The 17,316-nt window shown below is 73.6% G+C and carries 17 protein-coding genes and 1 riboswitch; of the genes, 7 read left to right on the top strand and 10 right to left on the bottom strand.

All coding sequences use genetic code 11. The features are described from left to right. Positions 1-110: 110 nt before the first annotated feature. The 3 genes from ACPC54_RS10385 to thrC all read right to left on the bottom strand — a co-directional run bounded on the left by ACPC54_RS10385 (position 111) and on the right by thrC (position 2,447). Positions 111-320: a cold-shock protein gene (locus ACPC54_RS10385; RefSeq protein ID WP_498963344.1), complete on the bottom strand. Its 210-nt coding sequence runs from the start codon at positions 318-320 to the stop codon at positions 111-113. A gap of 520 nt (positions 321-840) precedes the next feature. Next, a complete protein-coding gene (locus tag ACPC54_RS10380; protein ID WP_498963342.1) occupies positions 841-1,119 on the bottom strand; it encodes a ubiquitin-like small modifier protein 1 in 279 nt (92 codons plus the stop codon). Between the two features lie 20 nt (positions 1,120-1,139). After that, positions 1,140-2,447: a threonine synthase gene (thrC, locus tag ACPC54_RS10375; RefSeq protein ID WP_498963340.1), complete on the bottom strand. Its 1,308-nt coding sequence runs from the start codon at positions 2,445-2,447 to the stop codon at positions 1,140-1,142. 17 nt (positions 2,448-2,464) lie between these two features. Next, a riboswitch (SAM riboswitch) is annotated at positions 2,465-2,600 on the bottom strand. 149 nt (positions 2,601-2,749) lie between these two features. Between thrC and ACPC54_RS10370 the strand changes: the two genes are divergently transcribed. Next, positions 2,750-3,754, top strand: a complete 1,005-nt coding sequence (locus ACPC54_RS10370; protein ID WP_498963338.1) for a glucosyl-3-phosphoglycerate synthase — start codon at positions 2,750-2,752, stop codon at positions 3,752-3,754. Between the two features lie 38 nt (positions 3,755-3,792). Then, entirely contained in the window at positions 3,793-5,259 is a 1,467-nt protein-coding gene (locus tag ACPC54_RS10365; protein WP_498963336.1) for an alpha,alpha-trehalose-phosphate synthase (UDP-forming), read from the top strand. On the opposite strand, the gene otsB is transcribed toward ACPC54_RS10365, so the two are convergent. The 3 genes from otsB to ACPC54_RS10350 form a co-directional block, all read right to left on the bottom strand. After that, positions 5,246-6,085, bottom strand: a complete 840-nt coding sequence (gene otsB, locus ACPC54_RS10360; RefSeq protein ID WP_498963334.1) for a trehalose-phosphatase — start codon at positions 6,083-6,085, stop codon at positions 5,246-5,248. The genes ACPC54_RS10365 and otsB overlap by 14 nt on opposite strands. A gap of 30 nt (positions 6,086-6,115) precedes the next feature. Next, on the bottom strand, positions 6,116-6,343 hold the full coding sequence (locus ACPC54_RS10355; protein ID WP_498963332.1) for a DUF3263 domain-containing protein: 228 nt from the start codon (positions 6,341-6,343) through the stop codon (positions 6,116-6,118). Positions 6,344-6,410: 67 nt separating this feature from the next. After that, positions 6,411-7,664 carry an extracellular solute-binding protein gene (locus ACPC54_RS10350; RefSeq protein WP_498963330.1) on the bottom strand — a complete coding sequence of 418 codons (1,254 nt, stop codon included), beginning with the start codon at positions 7,662-7,664 and terminating at the stop codon, positions 6,411-6,413. Between the two features lie 354 nt (positions 7,665-8,018). On the opposite strand from ACPC54_RS10350, the gene ACPC54_RS10345 reads away from it, so the two are divergent. Together ACPC54_RS10345 and nagA are read left to right on the top strand one after the other, a co-directional pair. Continuing rightward, positions 8,019-8,966 (top strand): ROK family protein, encoded by a 948-nt coding sequence (locus ACPC54_RS10345; RefSeq protein ID WP_498963328.1) that lies wholly within the window; start codon positions 8,019-8,021, stop codon positions 8,964-8,966. Further along, positions 8,963-10,144, top strand: coding sequence for an N-acetylglucosamine-6-phosphate deacetylase (gene nagA, locus ACPC54_RS10340; protein WP_498963326.1), 1,182 nt, complete (start codon positions 8,963-8,965; stop codon positions 10,142-10,144). Before ACPC54_RS10345 ends, nagA begins: the two co-directional genes overlap by 4 nt. Before the next feature lie 90 nt (positions 10,145-10,234). Here the strand turns inward: nagA and ACPC54_RS10335 are convergent, their stop codons facing one another. Both ACPC54_RS10335 and ACPC54_RS10330 read right to left on the bottom strand, forming a co-directional pair. Beyond that, the gene (locus tag ACPC54_RS10335; protein WP_498963324.1) at positions 10,235-11,218 is read right to left on the bottom strand and encodes a carbohydrate-binding protein; all 984 of its coding nucleotides are present in this window, start codon (positions 11,216-11,218) and stop codon (positions 10,235-10,237) included. Between the two features lie 194 nt (positions 11,219-11,412). After that, on the bottom strand, positions 11,413-13,221 hold the full coding sequence (locus ACPC54_RS10330; protein ID WP_498963322.1) for a GGDEF domain-containing protein: 1,809 nt from the start codon (positions 13,219-13,221) through the stop codon (positions 11,413-11,415). Between the two features lie 371 nt (positions 13,222-13,592). On the opposite strand from ACPC54_RS10330, the gene ACPC54_RS10325 reads away from it, so the two are divergent. Beyond that, positions 13,593-14,120, top strand: a complete 528-nt coding sequence (locus tag ACPC54_RS10325) for a flavin reductase family protein (RefSeq protein ID WP_498963320.1) — start codon at positions 13,593-13,595, stop codon at positions 14,118-14,120. 11 nt (positions 14,121-14,131) lie between these two features. On the opposite strand, the gene arfB is transcribed toward ACPC54_RS10325, so the two are convergent. Further along, entirely contained in the window at positions 14,132-14,563 is a 432-nt protein-coding gene (gene arfB / locus ACPC54_RS10320) for an alternative ribosome rescue aminoacyl-tRNA hydrolase ArfB (protein ID WP_498963318.1), read from the bottom strand. Between the two features lie 140 nt (positions 14,564-14,703). On the opposite strand from arfB, the gene ACPC54_RS10315 reads away from it, so the two are divergent. Beyond that, positions 14,704-15,201 (top strand): hypothetical protein, encoded by a 498-nt coding sequence (locus tag ACPC54_RS10315; RefSeq protein ID WP_498963316.1) that lies wholly within the window; start codon positions 14,704-14,706, stop codon positions 15,199-15,201. Between the two features lie 158 nt (positions 15,202-15,359). Then, on the top strand, positions 15,360-15,935 hold the full coding sequence (locus ACPC54_RS10310; RefSeq protein ID WP_498963314.1) for a TerD family protein: 576 nt from the start codon (positions 15,360-15,362) through the stop codon (positions 15,933-15,935). A 98-nt stretch (positions 15,936-16,033) separates the two neighbouring features. Here ACPC54_RS10310 and ACPC54_RS10305 read toward each other — a convergent pair whose 3' ends face one another. Next, positions 16,034-17,302 (bottom strand): hypothetical protein, encoded by a 1,269-nt coding sequence (locus ACPC54_RS10305; protein WP_498963312.1) that lies wholly within the window; start codon positions 17,300-17,302, stop codon positions 16,034-16,036. Positions 17,303-17,316 lie beyond the last annotated feature (14 nt).

Below are 17,316 nucleotides of genomic sequence, written 5' to 3'. Positions count from 1 at the left end.
ACCCCCGCGGACACGCCAACGGGCCCGTACGACGCGTGTCGTACGGGCCCGTCGAGAAGCGGGTGGTCACCAGCCGTGGGCCGTGCCGAGCTCCTGGGGGTCGGAAGGGATCAGCCCTCCGCCGCAGCGCGAACCATGTCCGCCTGCGGGCCCTTCTGTCCCTGAGAGATCTCGAACTCGACCCGCTGGCCCTCCTCGAGGGTGCGGTAGCCGTCCATCTGGATCGCGCTGTAGTGGACGAAGACGTCCGCACCACCGTCGACCGCGATGAAGCCGTAGCCCTTCTCCGCGTTGAACCACTTGACGGTGCCCTGAGCCATTCCGAACTCCCCTAGTGCTGTGCTGGCCCTTCACGCGCCCGCAGGTAGCGGGCCCGGATCTGGAGGCCGGCCCGGGGAACCCCCCCTGGGCGCAGCCGTGGACGCCGCTACCCCCACCCCGGAACACCGGGCGCGGTGATTACGGCGACCGCGGCTGAATGTATCCGGATCGACGCCCTCTGCAACAGGGCCAACGGCCGGGAATTCCACCGGCCAACCGAGGGACAACTTCGAACAAATCGGGAGGAAATCGGAATTTCGCGCCGGACAGAGCGGACGAATTACCCCAGAACGCTGCCGGAATTCTGACATCTGCCTGACATGTTTCACGGCCCCGACCCGGGCCGACCCGCCCGGCGAATCGTGGGGGGAACCCCCGGTTCCCAGCCGAGGCACACTCTACTCCCACTCGGGGCGGAAATATTCCCGCCGAAATGCGACCGGCCGCCCGCGCGCACGGAGAACGGAATTCCGTACGCGCGAACGGCCGGTCAAGGGCCTTTTCGGCCCCGTGCCGGACTCAGCAGCCGCCGGCCACCGCCGGAATGATCGAGACGCTGGCGCCGTCCTTGATCTCGGTCGCCAGGCCCTCGGCGAAGCGCACGTCGTCGTCGTTCACGTAGACATTGACGAAACGGCGCAGCTTGCCGGTGTCGTCCAGGACGCGCGCGGCGATGCCCGCGTGGTTCTTCTCCAGGTCGGCGATCACCTCGCCCAGGGTGGCGCCCTCGGCGGTCACCTCGGCGGCGCCGCCGGTGTAGGTGCGCAGGATGGTGGGGATGCGGACGTTGGCGCTCATGGCTCTCCTGTCGAGGTGGTTCAGGCGGACGCGAGGCCGGCGTCGCGGAAGGACGCCAGGGTGGGGCGGATGACGGCGGTCATCCCGGCGTCGGAGACGGCGTCCAGCGTCTTCAGGCCGTCGCCGGTGTTGATCGCGACGGTCTCCTTGGCCGGGTCCAGCTGCCCGCTCTCGACCAACTTCTTCAGCACGCCCACGGTCACGCCACCCGCGGTCTCGGCGAAGATGCCCTCGGTACGGGCCAGCAGCCGGATCGCCTCCACGACCTCCGCGTCCGTCACGTCCTCGACGGCACCGCCGGTGCGGCGGGCGATGTCCAGCACGTACGGGCCGTCCGCCGGGTTGCCGATCGCCAGCGACTTGGCGATGGTGTCCGGCTTCACCGGCCTGATCACGTCCCGGCCGTCCTTGAAGGCGGTCGACACCGGCGAGCAGCCCTCGGCCTGGGCACCGAAGATCCGGTACGGCCGGTTCTCGACCAGGCCGAGCTTGATCAGCTCCTGCAGGCCCTTGTCGATCTTGGTCAGCTGCGAGCCCGAGGCGACCGGGATGACGATCTGCTCCGGAAGCCGCCAGCCGAGCTGCTCGCAGATCTCGTACGCCAGCGTCTTCGAGCCCTCGCCGTAGTACGGCCGCAGGTTGACGTTCACGAAGCCCCAGCCCTCGCCGGCCGGATCCCCGATCAGCTCCGAGCAGAAGCGGTTCACGTCGTCGTAGTTGCCCTCGATGCCGACCAGCTCGCCACCGTACACACCGGCCATCACGACCTTGCCCTGCTCCAGGTCGTGCGGGATGAACACGCACGAGCGGAAGCCGGCCCGGGCCGCCGCCGCACCCACCGCGCCGGCCAGGTTGCCGGTCGACGAGCAGGACAGCGTGGTGTAGCCGAACGCCCGGGCCGCCTCGATCGCGCAGGCCACCACGCGGTCCTTGAACGAGTGCGTCGGGTTCCCCGAGTCGTCCTTGACGTGCAGCGGCGCCGTGAAACCGAGCTCCTTGGCCAGGTTGTCGGCCTTCACCAGCGGGGTCCAGCCGGGGTTCAGGTTGGGCTTGGAGGCCACGTCGGCCGGCACCGGCAGCAGCGGCGCGTAACGCCAGATGGAGGCGGGCCCGGCCTCGATCCGCTTGCGCAGCTCCTCGGCGGCGGCGCAGCCGAAGTCGTACGCGATCTCCAGCGGCCCGAAGCACTCCAGGCAGGCGAAGCTCGGACCGAGCGGGAAGCGGGTGCCGCACTCCCGACAGGACAGCGCCGCGGCGGGGCCGAGGTCCACGGGTGGGGGTCCCTCCGGCCGAAGGCTGGGGGAGGGTACGGCAGTGTCGATAGCCATGATGGCGGAGGCCTCTCTCCTCATCTTCCCCGCGGCGCGGTCGCGCCACAGGCCGGAATTGGCACCTGTCCCGCCGGGGCCTGTCGACGACAGCCGCGCGAGAAGGTTGCCGGGACGTCAACGGGCCGTTCCCTCAGTCCCTCTGGATGAGCTTGTGAAATTGTGGTGGTGCGTGGGCGGCGACCCCGGCGTGCAATGGTCCGACCGCTGTACGAAGACTGTATCCGAAGGCGGCAAACCCGAAAGGGACTGTCCGCCACGCGAGATGACGCGTCCCACCCGACCCCGCCGAGGAGATTCACGTGCCCGCCGAACCGACTCCCGCACTCCTCCCGCCGGTGGCGTCCTGGCTCCGCCGCCGCTCGTGGAGCGCGGCCGACCGGCCGGTCAGCACCCTCCTGCGGGCCAAGGAGCGCACCGGCCAGACGGTCAGCGTCGTCCTCCCCGCGCTCGACGAGGAGGCCACCGTCGGCGACATCGTCCGCACCGTCCGGCGCGAACTGATGGAACGCGTCCCACTGGTCGACGAGCTCGTGGTGGTCGACTCCGGCTCCAGCGACGCCACCGCCGCCGTCGCCGCCGAGGCCGGCGCCCGGGTGGAGCACCGCGACGCCGTCCTCCCCCGGCTGCCCGCCGTCCCCGGCAAGGGCGAGGTGCTCTGGCGCTCCCTCCTGGTCACCCGCGGCAGCATCGTCTGCTTCGTCGACGCCGACCTGCGCGAGTTCGACCCCGCGTTCGTCTCCGGGATCCTCGGCCCGCTGCTCACCGAACCGGACATCCAGCTGGTCAAGGCGATGTACGACCGCCCGCTGGAGACGGACTCCGGCGCCGTCGTCCCGGCCGGCGGCGGCCGGGTCACCGAACTCGTCGCCCGCCCGCTGCTCAACCTGCACTGGCCGGAACTCGCCGGTTTCGTCCAGCCGCTCGGCGGCGAGTACGCGGCCCGCCGCTCACTGCTCGAACGGCTGCCGTTCCCCACCGGCTACGGCGTCGAACTCGGCCTGCTGGTCGACGCGTTGGAGCTGGTAGGGCTGGACGCCCTGGCCCAGGTCGACGTCGGCGTCCGGCACCACCGCCACCAGGACGGCCAGGCCCTCGGCCGGATGGCCGCCACCATCTACCGCACCGCCCTGGAACGCCTCGACCGCACCCACCGGCTCAAGGCCTCCGCCGATCTCGTCCACCCCCTGCTCACCCAGTTCACCCGCGACCCGGACACCCGGGGCTTCACCGCCCACACCCACCCCGTCACCGCCCTCGAACGCCCCCCGATGCACACGGTCCCCGAGTACGCGACCCGGCACTGAGGGGTTTGCCGCATCCGAACGACGGCAACATCCCAACCATGGGCGATCTCACGACCGAACGTTCGAGTACGACCGGAACCGCCCCCGTCCTGGTGGCCTCCAACCGGGGACCGGTGTCCTTCGGCACCGCCGACGACGGCACGCTGACCCTGCGCCGCGGCGGCGGCGGCCTGGTCTCCGGCCTCTCCGCCATCGAGGACCCGAACGCCGTCTGGGTCTGCGCCGCCCTCGGCGACGCCGACCGCAGAGCCGCCCGCGAGGCCCCCCAAGGCCGCCTCGACCTGGCCGGCCACGACGTCGGCGGCCAGGCCGTCCGGATGCTCGACATCGACCCCGAGACCTTCGCCCGCGCCTACAACGGCGTCGCCAACTCCACCCTCTGGTTCGTCCACCACCTGCTCTACGCGACGCCCACCGCGCCCGCCTTCGACGCCGACTTCCGCACCGAGTGGGCCGCCTACCAGGCCTACAACGCGGCCTTCGCCGAGGCGCTGGCCGCCGAGGCCGCCCCCGGCGCCGCCGTGCTGGTGCAGGACTACCACCTCTCGCTGGCCCCGGCCCTGCTCCGGGCCCGGCGCCCCGACCTGCGGATCGGCCACTTCTCGCACACCCCCTGGGCCCCGCCCGAGTACTACCGGCTGCTGCCCGACGACGTCGCCCGGGCCGTGCTCACCGGCATCCTCGGCGCCGACCGGGCCGGCTTCCTCACCGAGCGCTGGGCCCGCGCCTTCGCCGCCTGCTGCGAGGCCGTCCTCGGTGCCGCCGTCGACCACGACGCGCTCACCGTCACGCACGAGGGCCGCACCACCCGCCTCGGCGTGCACGCCCTCGGCGCCGACGCCGACTTCCTGCGCGAACGCGCCCACCGCCCCGACGTCGACGAGCGCCTCGCCGCCCTGCGCACGGCCGTCGGCGAGCGCCGCACCATCGTCCGGGTCGACCGCACCGAACTGAGCAAGAACATCGTCCGCGGCCTCCAGGCCTACCGGCACCTGCTCCGCACCCGCCCCGAGTGGCACGACCGGGTGGTGCACATCGCCTTCGCCTACCCCTCGCGCACCGACCTCGCCGAGTACCGCGCGTACACGGCCGCCGTCCGGCGGCTCGCCGAGGAGATCGACGCCGAGTTCGCCACCCCCGGCTGGCAGCCGCTGATCCTGCACGTCGACGACGACTTCCCGCGCTCGCTGGCCGCCTACCGGCTGGCCGACGTCGCCCTGGTCAACCCCATCCGGGACGGCATGAACCTGGTCGCCAAGGAGGTGCCGGTCGTCTCCGACCGCGGCTGCGCCCTCGTCCTCTCCCGCGAGGCCGGCGCCCACGCCGAGCTCGCCGAGGACGCGCTGAGCGTCAACCCGTACGACGTCATCGCCACCGCCGACGCCCTGCACGCCGGCCTCACCATGCCCGCCGGGGAGCGCGCCGACCGCACCAAGCGCCTGGCGGCGGCGGCCACCGCGCTCCCCCCGCAGCAGTGGTTCCTCGACCAGCTCAACGCGCTCTGACCGCCTCCCCCAGGTCGCTCAGCAGCTCCACCACGCCCTCGGGCCCCTCGACCACCACGTCCGCCCGGTCGGCGAGTTCGCGCACCGGCGTGTCCCCGACCGCCCCGGCGCACACCAGTACGCCGGCCAGGCCCTCGCCGCGCAGTTCCTCCACCGCGGCGAAGGCCGCCAGGTCCCCCAGGTCGTCCCCCGCGTAGAGCACCGCACGGGCGCCGCGCTCCCGCAGGAAGCCGGTCAGCGCCGCCCCCTTGTCCACCCCCGGCGGCCGCAGCTCCAGCACCAGCCGCCCCGGCTCCACCACCAGCCCGTGCGCGGCGGCCAGTTCGCCCACCGGCGCGCGCAGCAGCTCCAGCGCCCGCTCCGGCGCCGCCGTCCGCCGGGTGTGCACCGCCAGCGAGCGGCCCTTGTCCTCCACCCAGGTCCCCTCGGGCGCCCCCACCGCGGCCAGGACGTCCGGCAGGGCCGCCCGCGCCCGGGCCACCCCGGGATGCACCGGCGGCGCCGACAGCTCGCCGTCCTCCCAGCGCTCGGCGCCGTAGTGCCCCAGCACCACCACGCCGGGCACCCCGGCCAGGCCCCCGTACTCCACGGCCAGCCCGGCCGGCCGGCCGGTCACCACCGCCACGGCCCCCACCGCCGAGGCCAGCCCGCGCAGGGCCTCCAGCACCCCGGGGTGCGCCCGCGCCGCGCTCGGATCGGCCACGATCGGCGCCAGTGTCCCGTCGAAGTCGAGCGCGATCACGGCGTCCCCCGGCGCCGCCAGGATCGCCCGCACACCGTCCCGCCCGGCCGCGGTGGCCGGCGTCCACGTCTCCTCGAATCCCATGCCCAGGCCATACCCCGCGGCCGGCGGCGGCTACCGCGCGGCCCGCCGGGCCTCCCGGACCCGGCGCAGCCGGTTCACCAGGACCGGCGCGTGGGCCAGCGCCTCCTCGCGGTCCAGCAGGGCGTTCAGCAGCTGGTAGTAGCGGGTCGACGAGAGCCCCAGCTCCTCCCGGATCGCCCGCTCCTTGGCCCCGGCCGTACGCCACTGCCGCCCTTCCAGCGCCAGCACCGCGCGGTCCCGCTCGGTCAGCTCGCCCACCGCAGCACTCCTCCGTCTCGGCCCGGAGTGCCATTCTCGCGCCGGCCGCCGACAGGCACGGCCCCCGCTACTGCTTCCGGACCCGGGCGGTCTCCTTGACCGCCGCGTCCTGGAGCTCCGTGAGCACCTGCTTCGGGTCCCCGGTCACCGCCTGCCCGATCCCGGTCTTGATCCGGTTGCTGACGTCGCCCCAGGCCGGGTCCCCGAACGGGTAGAAGCTGGCGTTGGTCAGCCCGGACGCGAACTGCTTGAGGTCCTCGTGCTTCGGATCGGTGGTCATCTGGCTGAACGCGTCCTGGGTGACGGGCAGCAGGTTGTACTGCTCGTCGAACTTCAGCTGGTTGTCCTTGTTGTAGACGAAGCTGATGAACTTCTTGATCTCGTTCTTGTGCCCGTTGGCCTTGAACGCCATCATCCAGTCGGCGACGCCGAGGCTGCCGGTCTTGCCGACGCCGTCCTTCTTGGGGATCGGCGCCGTCCCGAAGTCGATCTTCCCGGCGGCGGCCATCCGCAGCAGCGTCGGGTGCCCGTTCAGCATCGCGACCTTCCCGGACACGAAGTCCTGGAACACCGGCGTGCGGTTCATCTTGCCGGGCTCGGGGTAGGTCAGTCCGGTGCTCACCAGGTTGCTCTTCAGCCAGTTGAAGGTCGCCTGGTTCTGCGTGCTGTCGATGGTGTAGTTGCCGACGTCGTCGGAGAGGCTTCCGCCGCCGCTCAGCGTCCACAGCATCGACTCGGCGGGCGCCTCCTCCGGGCCCAGCGGCAGACCGTACGGGGTCACGCCGGGCACCTTGGCCTTGATCTTCTCGGCCGCCTGCCGCAGCTCGTTCCAGGTGGTCGGCGGCTGCGTGATGCCGGCCTGGCGGAAGACGTTCTTGTTGTAGAACAGCACGCGCGAGGAGGACACGAACGGAATGCCGTACTGCGTCCCGAGCACCTGGCCGGCGTGGGCGAAGTTGTCCAGGAACTTGGCCTGGGTGTCCATCGAGAGCACGTCCGCCGCCGGGTACAGCCGCTCCGCGGCGACCTGGTCGGCGAAGCCGCCGGTCTGCAGCAGGTCGGGGGACTTCCCGGCCGCGATCATGTCGTCGACCTTCTTGCCGATGTCCGTCCAGCTGTCGACCTCGACGTCGACCTTGATGTCGGGGTTGGCCGCCGTGAAGGCCTTGGCGACCTCGTCCCAGTAGTGCTTGGAGCTGGTCTCGGCGTTCTCCCCGTAGTCGGCGGCGACCAGCTTGAGGGTCACCTTGCCGTCGCCCTGCACGCCGCAGGCGCTGACCGCGGTGAGCACCAGTGCTCCGGCCAGCGAGGTGCCGAGCACACGAACGGAAACGTGGGCGCGCCTGTTCAACGCGGGTACCGCCTTCGGGGGGAGGAACGCGGCCGGACCGGGAAGACCGGTGAATCCGACAGGGGGGAACGCAACACTGCCAAATCCACCGCGCAGTGGTCCACACCACTCGGGGGTGCCCACCGAGTAGTTACCGAACTGCGGAGGGTCATTGCACGATGCGCAACACCAGGTGAACGACGGCCGACCGGAACGCGCTCCGGAGCCCCCGGCACGAAGGCCCGCGGATCCGTCGCGGCTGCGACAAAGCTCACCCATCATGGACCAGACCAATCCGACAACTGGACTAGACCTCTTCGACCCGGCCAAGGGAAACTGTCCCCCGTGAAGCACGTCATCGCACTCGATGTAGGCGGCACCGGCATGAAGGCCGCGCTGCTCGCCCAGGACGGCTCCGTGCTGTTCGAAGCACGCCGACCGACCGGGCGGGAGCACGGCACGGACGCCGTCGTCGCCGCCATCCTCGACTTCGCCGCCGACCTCGCGGACGAGGGCCGGGCCCGCTTCGGCGTCGCCCCGCTCGCCGCCGGCGTCGCCGTCCCGGGCACGATCGACGAGAAGAACGGCATCGCGGTCTACTCGGCGAACCTCGGCTGGCGCGACCTCCCGCTGCGCAAGCTGCTCGGCGAGCGCCTGGCCGGCCCCGGCGGCCCCGCGATCCCGGTGGCGCTCGGCCACGACGTGCGCTCCGGCGGCCTCGCCGAGGGCCGGCTCGGCGCCGGCCGGGGCGTGGGCCGTTTCCTGTTCATCGCCCTCGGCACCGGCATCGCCGGCGCCATCGGCATCGACGGCCGGATCGAGGCCGGCGCGCACGGCTACGGCGGCGAGATCGGCCACGTCGTGGTCCGCCCCGGCGGCCCCCGGTGCGGCTGCGGCGCCCGCGGCTGCCTGGAGACCCTGGCCTCCGCCTCCGCCGTCTCCCGCGCCTGGGCCGAGGCCAGCGGCGACCCCGACGCCGACGCAGCATCCTGCGCCGCCGCGGTGGACGCCGGGGACGACCGCGCGCTCGCGGTCTGGCAGCGGGCCGTCGACGCCCTGGCGGACGGCATCGTGCTGGCCCAGAGCCTGCTCGACCCGTCCACCGTGATCGTCGGCGGCGGGCTGGCCGAGGCCGGGGACACGCTCTTCACCCCGCTGCGCGCGGCGGTCACCGAGCGCCTGACCTTCCAGATGCCCCCGAAGGTCGTACCCGCCATGCTCAAGGACACCGCCGCATCCCTCGGCGCGGGCCTGCTCGCCTGGGATCTGCTCACCTTGGAGGTGACCGCGTGACCACCGCGGACCGTGACCGTACTGCCCTGGCCGGCGCCCGCCTGGTCCTGCCCGGCGGCGTCGTCGAGGGCGACCGCCTCAGCATCGAGGGAGACCGCATCGCCGGCCTCGGCGGCGAGACCGAGCCCGGCGACCTCGACCTCACCGGGTACACCGTCGTCCCCGGCTTCGTCGACCTGCACGTCCACGGCGGCGGCGGAGCCTCCTACGCCTCCGGCATCGCCGAAGAAGCCCTGCGCGCGGCCCGCACCCACCTGGAACACGGCACCACCACCACGATGGCCTCCACGGTCACCGGCGAGATCGACGAGGTCGCCCGACAGGCCGCCGTCCTGTCCGAACTCGTCGAGGACGGCGTGCTGGCCGGCATCCACTTCGAAGGCCCGTTCATCTCGCCGGGCCGCTGCGGCGCCCACCGCCCCGACCTGCTGCGCGACCCGGACCCGACACTGGTGCGCAAGCTCGTCGACGCCGCCCGCGGCCACGCCAGGATGGTCACCCTCGCCCCCGAACTGCCCGGCGGCCTCGACTCGGTGCGCATGCTCGCCGACCTCGGCGTCATCGCCGCGGTCGGCCACACCGACTCCGACTACGCCACCACCCTGGCCGCCGTCGACGCCGGCGCCACCGTCGCCACCCACCTGTTCAACGCCATGCCCGGCATCGCCCACCGCGCACCCGGCCCGATCGTCGCCCTGCTGGAGGACGAGCGGGTCACCGTCGAGCTGATCAACGACGGCGTCCACCTGCACCCCTCCGTCCTCGACCTCGCCTACGGCACCGCCGGCGCCGACCGCGTCGCCCTGATCACCGACGCCATGGGCGCCGCCGGCATGGGCGACGGCCTCTACCCCCTCGGCCCGCTCCAGGTCCAGGTCGAGGACGGCGTCGCCCGCCTCGTCGAGGGCGGCTCCATCGCCGGCTCCACCCTCACCCTGGACGTCGCCTTCAAGCGCTCGGTGACGGTCAACCGGCTGAGCCTGAACCAGGCCGTCGAGTCGCTCAGCACCACCCCCGCCCGACTGCTCGGCCTCGCCGACCGCACCGGCTCCCTGGAGACCGGCAAGCTCGCCGACCTGGTCGTCGTCGACTCCACGGGCTACGACCTGGTCGCCGTCATGCGCCACGGCCGGTGGGTCCGCGGCGGCGACGCCTTCGCCACCGTCAAGCCCGCCTGACAGCCGCCGCGAAGACGCGCAGACACGCAGACACGCGACGGCCGCCCGTCCCCGTAGGGGAGGGCGGCCGTCGCGCGTCCGGAGCCGTCGTCAGCTGCTCGGCTCGACGGTGATCTGGTCGATCAGCACCGAGGCGCCGCCCGGCGCCATGAAGGTGACGCTGTTCTGGCCCGCCTGGAGCTGCGGGAGTATGAACGTGGTGAACCACGAGGACGCCGGGTCCTTGCCCGCGTTGTAGTTCCGGTACGTGACGCCGCTCGGCCAGTCCTTGCCGTTGACCGCCGCCGCGCCCTTCGCGTCCGCGCCGGGGTTGTTGTAGTGGATCGTCAGCTTGTACGTCCCGGCCGCCGCGACCTGGCCGTTCCAGGTCACCGTGCCGCCCTGCTGCAGCGTCAGGTAGCTGCCGTCCGCGGACTTCGCGCCCTTGACGGTGTTGCCGGACGGCGCGTTCTGCGCCTGCAGCTGGTTGGCGTCCACGGTCGACGGCCCGGAGGTCGCGCTCGCCGAGGGCGCCGCGGACGGCGTGCCGGTGGAGCTCGCCGACGCGCTGGTCGGGGCCGGCGGCGCGGCGGTCGTGGTGCCGCCCTTGGCGTTCTTGTCGCCGTCCGGATCCCCGGTGGACAGCGCGATCCCGGCCCCGATGGCGATCGCCGCGACCACGGCGACCGCACCGATCACCGCGCCCCGGCTCCGCCCGCTGCTCGGCCGCTCGTCCCCCGGCTGCGGCCGGGAGTGCTCGGCGTAGCGGGTCTGCTGGGTCGGCGCGGCGCCGTACTCGGACTGCTGCTGCGGCGGGTACTGCTGCTGCCCGCCCTGCTGCTGGTAGGGGGCCTGCTGCTGGTACGGCGGCTGCTGCCCGCGCTGCGGCCCGCCCTGCTGGTAGTGCTGGCCGTACTGCGCGCGGCCGACCTCCATCGGGCGGTTGTACGACGTCCGGGGCACGCCCTGCTGCGGCTCGCCGGGCTGCGCGGGCGCACCCTCGGCCGGGCGGTACAGGTAGCCGAACGGGTCGTCGTCCTGCGGGGCACCGCCCCCCTGGCCCTCGGGCACTCCGTTGCTGCCGGCGGTCGTCACGGTGCTCTACTCCCCCATCCGGTGCGCACCGCCGGGCTTCGGGCCGGCCGTGCGGATCGTGGACGCTGTCGTTCCCGCGAACCCTACCTGCCGTACCTGACGACGGGGAAAGAACCCTTGACAACTCGTGGGTAACCTGCGCGCCCCCGACGCAACCCCGGCCCACCGAAGCGCCCCGCGCCCGGGCCGCGCGCCTAGCCCGCGCGCCGGTGCGAACGCTCGCCCCGCGCCCCGCGCACCGCCCCGCCGCGCGCCCGCTTCTCGTCGTACATCCGCTCGTCCGCGGTGTGCAGCACCTCCTCGATGCTCATCCCGCAGCCGGCCCAGCCGATCCCGAGGCTCACCCCGACCCGCATCCCCCGCCCGTCGATCCGCATCGGCGGGATGATCGCGTTGCGCAGCCGGTGGGCGAGGTCCTTGGCCTCCTCGCGCCCGATACCGTCCGCGAGCACCACGAACTCGTCGCCGCCGAGCCGGGCCACCGTGTCGCCGTCCCGGACGGCGCCGCTGAGCCGCCGGGCGACCTCGACCAGCACCGAGTCGCCCGCGTTGTGCCCGAACCGGTCGTTGATCGACTTGAAGCCGTCCAGGTCGCAGAAGATCACCGCGAGGCCCTTGTCGGCCGGCGCCGCGGCCCCGCGGAACGGCGCCGACCAGGCCTCGCCGCCCGGCGCGTGGTCGTCCGGGACGACCGCGTGCACGTGCTCCCCGTAGCCCGGCGGCAGGTCGGCGAGCGGCCGCCCGTCCGCCGCCCCGTAGTCGTGCCCCGCCCCGCCGTACGGGTCCGCGCCCTCCAACCCGTCGTAGGCCGCGTGCGCGCTGTACGAGTCGGCCGGGTAGTCCGCCTGGTAGCCGTACGCCGGCTGGTACGCCGGCTCGGCCGGGCTCGCGGCGGCGCCGACCGGCGCGCCCGTGGGCACCTCGGCGCACAGCCGGCGGGCCAGCCGGGCCTTGAGTTCGGCGCCGTTGGGCAGGCCGGTGAGCGCGTCGTGGCTGGCCCGGTGGGCGAGCTGCAGCTCGTGCCGCTTGCGGTCCTCGATGTCCTCGACGTGGGTGAGCAGGAAGCTCGGGCCCTCGGCCGCGTCCGCCACGATCGAGTTGCGCAGACAGACCCACTGGTAGCCGCCGTCCCGCCGGGACAGCCGCAGCTCCGCCCGGCCGCTCTCGGCACTGGTGCGCTCCAGCAGGGCCCGGTCCTCCGGGTGCACCAGGTCGGCGAAGCTCTGCTGGCGCAGCACCGCGCGCGGGCGGCCGAGCAGCCGGCAGAGCGCGTCGTTGACCCTGGTCAGCTGGCCGCGCCCGGCGCCGTGCAGCTCGGTGATGGCCATCCCGCTGGGCGCGTACTCGAAGGCCTGGCGGAAGCTCTCCTCGCTGGCCCGCAGCGCCTGCTGCTCCTTCTCCAGCCGGGCGAGCGCGCGCTGCATCTCGGCCCGCAGGCGGGCGTTGCCGATCGCGATGGAGGCCTGCAGCGAGAACATCTCCAGCGCCTCGCGGGTCCACGCGCCGGGCCGCTTGCCGCTGCGCGGGCGGTCCACCGAGAGCACGCCGAGCAGGTCGCCGCCGGCGCTGTACATCGGGGCGAGCAGCCCGTCCGCGGGGTGCCAGTCGTTGGCGTAGACGGGCATCGGTCCGTCCCCGATCCAGCGCGGGATGTCGCTGGCGACGGCCCAGCCGCGGTCGTACGGGAGGAAGCGGAGGGTGCCCCAGTGGTCGCTGACGCCGAGCAGCCGGTCCCAGGACTCCCGGGAGCCGACCTGGCCGAGCAGCACGGACGGGCCGCCCATGGTGCTCTCCTCCAGCTCCCAGACGGCCGCCACCACCAGGTCGCCGTCCGGCCGCACCAGGCTCACCGCGGCGGCGTCGAATCCGAGTCCGTGCACCGCGCCTTCGACGACGGCCTGCAGCGTGCCCGCCAGGCTGCGGGCAGCGTTGAGGTCCGCCACGACCCGGTGCAAGGTGCGGAGGGTCGCGAGACGGACGTACGGCTCCGACTCGGCTTCCATGCGGGGGCTCCCCGGCTGCTTCGGATAGTTCTTGATTGGTTATCGTCCGATTGCCAGAAGAACTGAATCACAGGGAGCACAGCGTTCGGCACGCTCGGTCAGCAATAGGCCACCACTTGTGACTTAAATCACACGACACTAATGCACCCTTAATCAGTTCATCCGCCCCATAGCGGGCATCAAGCGCTATCGGAACATTTCCCCTGGTCGACCGCACGGACGGCCTGCTGAAGCCCACTGCCGCCCGGCAGGCCCCTCCCTTCACTCCTGAGGGTGACCTCCGCCACTCGCCGTGACCGCGCGACTGCGCCGGTGGTCCTACGACCAGGGCCCGATACCGCCCCACCGGAGCGACGACTACCGTGCGGTACGTGTACCCGTCCCCGCAGCCCGAAGCTGCCTCCCACGCCACGCCCGACGAGTTCCGGGCAGCACTCTCCCAGCTCGCCGCCGGCGTGAGCCTGGTGACCGTCCACGATCCGGAGGACGGCGAGGACGTCGGCATGACCGCCACGTCCTTCCTCTCCGTGTCGCTGGAGCCGCCGCTGGTGCTGATCTCGGTGCGCGAGGACTCCCGGATGGACGAGGTACTCTCCCGGGCGGACAGCTGGGCGGTCTCGGTCCTCACCGAGGGGCAGAAGACCATCGGCTCCCGCTTCGCCATGAAGGGCCGGCTCAGCGACCGGCTGCTGTTCGCGGACACCCCGCACCGCCGCGGCCCGCACACCGGCGCCCCGCTGATCGAGGGCGCGCTCGCCACCGTCGAGTGCCGCACCGAGCAGCGGATAGCCGCGGGCGACCACACCCTGCTGGTCGGCCGCGTCCTGGAAGCCGTCGTCCCCGACCCGGGCGGCCGCCCGCTGCTCTACTTCCGCGGCGGCTACCGCACCCTCGGCTGAGCCGGCGCCCGCTACTCGCCGCGCGGCGCCTGGCGCCCCTGCTTGAGCTCGGAGCGGTGCCGCTTGTTGGACAGCCGCCGCTCGACCATCCCCCGGCTCGGCCTGGTCGCCCGCCGGGCCTTCGGCGGAGGCGCGCACGCCTCGCCCAGCACCGCCGCCAGCCGGGCCGCGGCCGCCTCCCGGTTGCGCCACTGCGAGCGGAACTCCGAGGCCTGGATCACCAGCACCCGGCCGTCCACCAGCCGGCCCGCCAGCCGCTCCAGGGCGCGCTCGCGCCACACCTCGGGCAGCGCCTTCGAGGACACCAGGTCGAAGCGCAGCTCGACCTTGGAGTCGGAAGTGTTGACGTGCTGGCCACCGGGGCCGGAGGAACGGGAGAAGCGCCAGACGAGCTCGGCGTCGGGGACGACCACCGACCCCCGTACGCGGATGGGCTCAGGCATGCGCCCATCATCCCGCGCCGGACCGCCGGGGTCACCCGGTTATCAGCACCCCGCCCGCCCGCCTCCGGGCCCTCCCGGCCCGGCGCCGACGAACCGGCTCGGGGCAGGCCGGTTACCCGGACGGCCCCCGAGCCCCGACAATGGCCTACGTGATCGAGCTCGGCTACTCCCTCTCCAACCGCTTCCCCGACCCCCCGCAGACGGACTACCGCACCGCCTCCGTCCACGCGCTGCGGTACGACCTGTTCTGCGGCGACGTCTACCTGGACGCCGAGGGCGCCGAACTGTCCACCGCCTGGAGCTGGGTGCCCGTCCTGGATTTCGCCTGGGCGCTGTGCGACATCGCCGAGCAGCTGGACCAGGACCCGGCCGGCAGCCGCGCCGCCCGGGTGCAGACCGCCGACCTCGACTTCACCCAGAACACCGAGCTGCTGCGCTTCGCCCGCCGCTTCAACTGGGTCGAGATCAGCGCGACCTGGCTGCCGGACGAGCCGCCCGCCGTCGTCCGGCACGACGAACTCCGGCGCGAGGCCCGGGACTTCCTGCAGGACACCCTCGCCGATCTGTTCGACATGCACCCGGACCTGGCCGACAACCCGGCCATCTGGTCGCTGCAGGGCCGGTTCCGCCGGATCTGACCAGCGCATTGCCCGGACTTTGCCCACTGTTGACGCCCGCACCACTCGCCCGGAAATGCCGCCGGGCGGAGATTTACCGGTCGGCACGGAACCAAGCCGCCGAAGATCCGCGTTGTCCCGGAAAACCGCGAAATGCGATCGAAGGGACTGCAACCGTCATGCCTGTGAGCCTCACCAAGGGTGGCAACGTCTCGCTGACCAAGGAGGCCCCCGGCCTGGCCGCGATCCGGGTCGGCCTGGGCTGGGACGTCCGCACCACCACCGGCGCCGAATTCGACCTCGACGCCAGCGCGATCGTCTTGAACGCGGACGGCAAGGTGCTCACCAACGCGCACTTCGTGTTCTTCAACAACACCAGCACCCCGGACGACACCGTCGTGCACACCGGCGACAACCGCACCGGCGAGGGCGCGGGCGACGACGAGTCGATCGACGTCGACCTGGCCGGCCTGCCCGCCGAGGCCGTCAAGATCACCTTCCCGGTGACCATCTACGACGGCACCGCCCGCGGCCAGAACTTCGGCCAGGTCCGCAACGCCTACATCCGCGTGGTGAACGCTGCCGGCGGCGCCGAGATCGCCCGCTACGACCTCTCCGAGGACGCGGCCACCGAGACCGCGATGATCTTCGGCGAGCTCTACCGCAACAGCGGCGAGTGGAAGTTCCGCGCGGTCGGCCAGGGCTACGCCTCCGGCCTGGCCGGCATCGCCCAGGACTTCGGCGTCCAGATCTGACCCACCCCGGTCCGACCGGCCCCGGGCGGACGCACTCCCGGGAACGCGACGGCGCGGGAGGCCCAGGCCTCCCGCGCCGTCCGCGTGTCCGCCCGGGCTCAGCGCGAGGCGCGCAGCTCCGGCAGCTGGATCAGCTCGGTCTCGTCCTCCGGCGTCAGGTCGACCACCTCCGGCACGCCCGCCGCCTGCTCGCCCGGCTCCGGCGCCTCCACCGGCCGTCCGGCCGCCTCGGCCTTCGCCTTCGCGGCGACCGCCTCGTCGCCCACCACGTCCGCCAGGTCGGCCCGCTCGCCCAGCTCGGCGACGCTGCCCACCGCCGGCGCCGGGGCCGCGGCCCGGACGGCCGCACCGGGAGTGCGGCCGAAGAAGCTGAAGCCCTGCCCGCGCCCCTGCCCGGCCTGCGCCGGCCGCGGACGCTGCCGCTCCACCGCCGCGGGCACCGCCCGCACCGGGACGTTCGGCGCGGAGCCGGTCGAAGCGGGGGCGACCGGCGCCGACACGCTCGACGCCCGGCCGAGCCGCCCGACCGTCGCGGTCAGTTCCGGGCGCACCGGCGCGGACGGCACCGGCGCGAGCCGCTCCGGAGCCTCGGCCACCGGCGCGGGAGCCGGGGTGGGCACCGAGGGCGCCACCGGCGCCGGCACCGCCACCGGCGCGGGCGCCGCGGGCGCCGGCGCGGCCGGGGCGGGCGCCGGCGCGGCCGGGGCGGGCGCCGGCGCGGCCGGGGCGGGCGCCGGCGCGGCCGGGGCGGCCACGGCGATCCGCGGCCCCGCCGCGGGCTCGCGCAGGGCGACCTCCGCGCCCGCCGTCCGCGCCCACTGCGCCTCCCGCTCGGCCGCCCGCCGCGCCAGCAGCCGCAGCACGGCCCCGGCGCGGACGAACGCGGCCGGGCTGGCCGGGTACTTGGGCCGGCTCGCGGCCAGCGCCCGCTGGGCCGCCTCGGCCTCCTTGAGCGCCTGCTCGGCCACCATCACGGCCCGCTCCCGCAGCAGCCGGGCGGTCTCCGTCTCGGCCTTCGCCAGCCGCGACTTCTCCGCCGTCAGCCGGCGCCCGAAGCGGGTGGCCCGCTCCTCGGCGACCTCCGCCGCGTACTCGGCCTCGGCCAGCTGCTCCTCGAACCGCTCCTCGGCCCGCAGCCGCTGCGCGGCGGACACCTCGGCGGCCGCCCGGGCCGTCTTGTCCCGCTGGCGCAGCAGCAGCGCGAAGCCGAGCGTCGCGATCACGGCCGCGACGCCCACCGAACGCACCAGGACGGTGTCCTGACTGAAGAGCAGGGCGGCCAGCGCGGCGACGAGAAGCACGCCGGCGGCGGTGGGGGGAAAGATCCGGCCGAGGACGGAGGAATGACGGTGGCGTCCGCGAGACATGCCAAGAAACTAGC

It is taken from the genome of Kitasatospora sp. NPDC094028 (assembly GCF_049543595.1).
Lineage (GTDB): Bacteria > Actinomycetota > Actinomycetes > Streptomycetales > Streptomycetaceae > Kitasatospora.
The sequence above is the reverse complement of the archived record's forward strand: the minus strand, read 5'-3'. Positions and strand labels throughout refer to the sequence as shown.

What these genes read in the sequence shown, in the direction of transcription:
- ACPC54_RS10385 (WP_498963344.1), bottom strand. Translation starts at nt 320, where the DNA reads ATGGCTCAGGGCACCGTCAAGTGGTTCAACGCGGAGAAGGGCTACGGC.
- ACPC54_RS10380 (WP_498963342.1), bottom strand. Translation starts at nt 1,119, where the DNA reads ATGAGCGCCAACGTCCGCATCCCCACCATCCTGCGCACCTACACCGGC.
- thrC (WP_498963340.1), bottom strand. Translation starts at nt 2,447, where the DNA reads ATGGCTATCGACACTGCCGTACCCTCCCCCAGCCTTCGGCCGGAGGGA.
- ACPC54_RS10365 (WP_498963336.1), top strand. Translation starts at nt 3,793, where the DNA reads ATGGGCGATCTCACGACCGAACGTTCGAGTACGACCGGAACCGCCCCC.
- otsB (WP_498963334.1), bottom strand. Translation starts at nt 6,085, where the DNA reads ATGGGATTCGAGGAGACGTGGACGCCGGCCACCGCGGCCGGGCGGGAC.
- ACPC54_RS10330 (WP_498963322.1), bottom strand. Translation starts at nt 13,221, where the DNA reads ATGGAAGCCGAGTCGGAGCCGTACGTCCGTCTCGCGACCCTCCGCACC.
- arfB (WP_498963318.1), bottom strand. Translation starts at nt 14,563, where the DNA reads ATGCCTGAGCCCATCCGCGTACGGGGGTCGGTGGTCGTCCCCGACGCC.
- ACPC54_RS10315 (WP_498963316.1), top strand. Translation starts at nt 14,704, where the DNA reads ATGGCCTACGTGATCGAGCTCGGCTACTCCCTCTCCAACCGCTTCCCC.
- ACPC54_RS10310 (WP_498963314.1), top strand. Translation starts at nt 15,360, where the DNA reads ATGCCTGTGAGCCTCACCAAGGGTGGCAACGTCTCGCTGACCAAGGAG.
- ACPC54_RS10305 (WP_498963312.1), bottom strand. Translation starts at nt 17,302, where the DNA reads ATGTCTCGCGGACGCCACCGTCATTCCTCCGTCCTCGGCCGGATCTTT.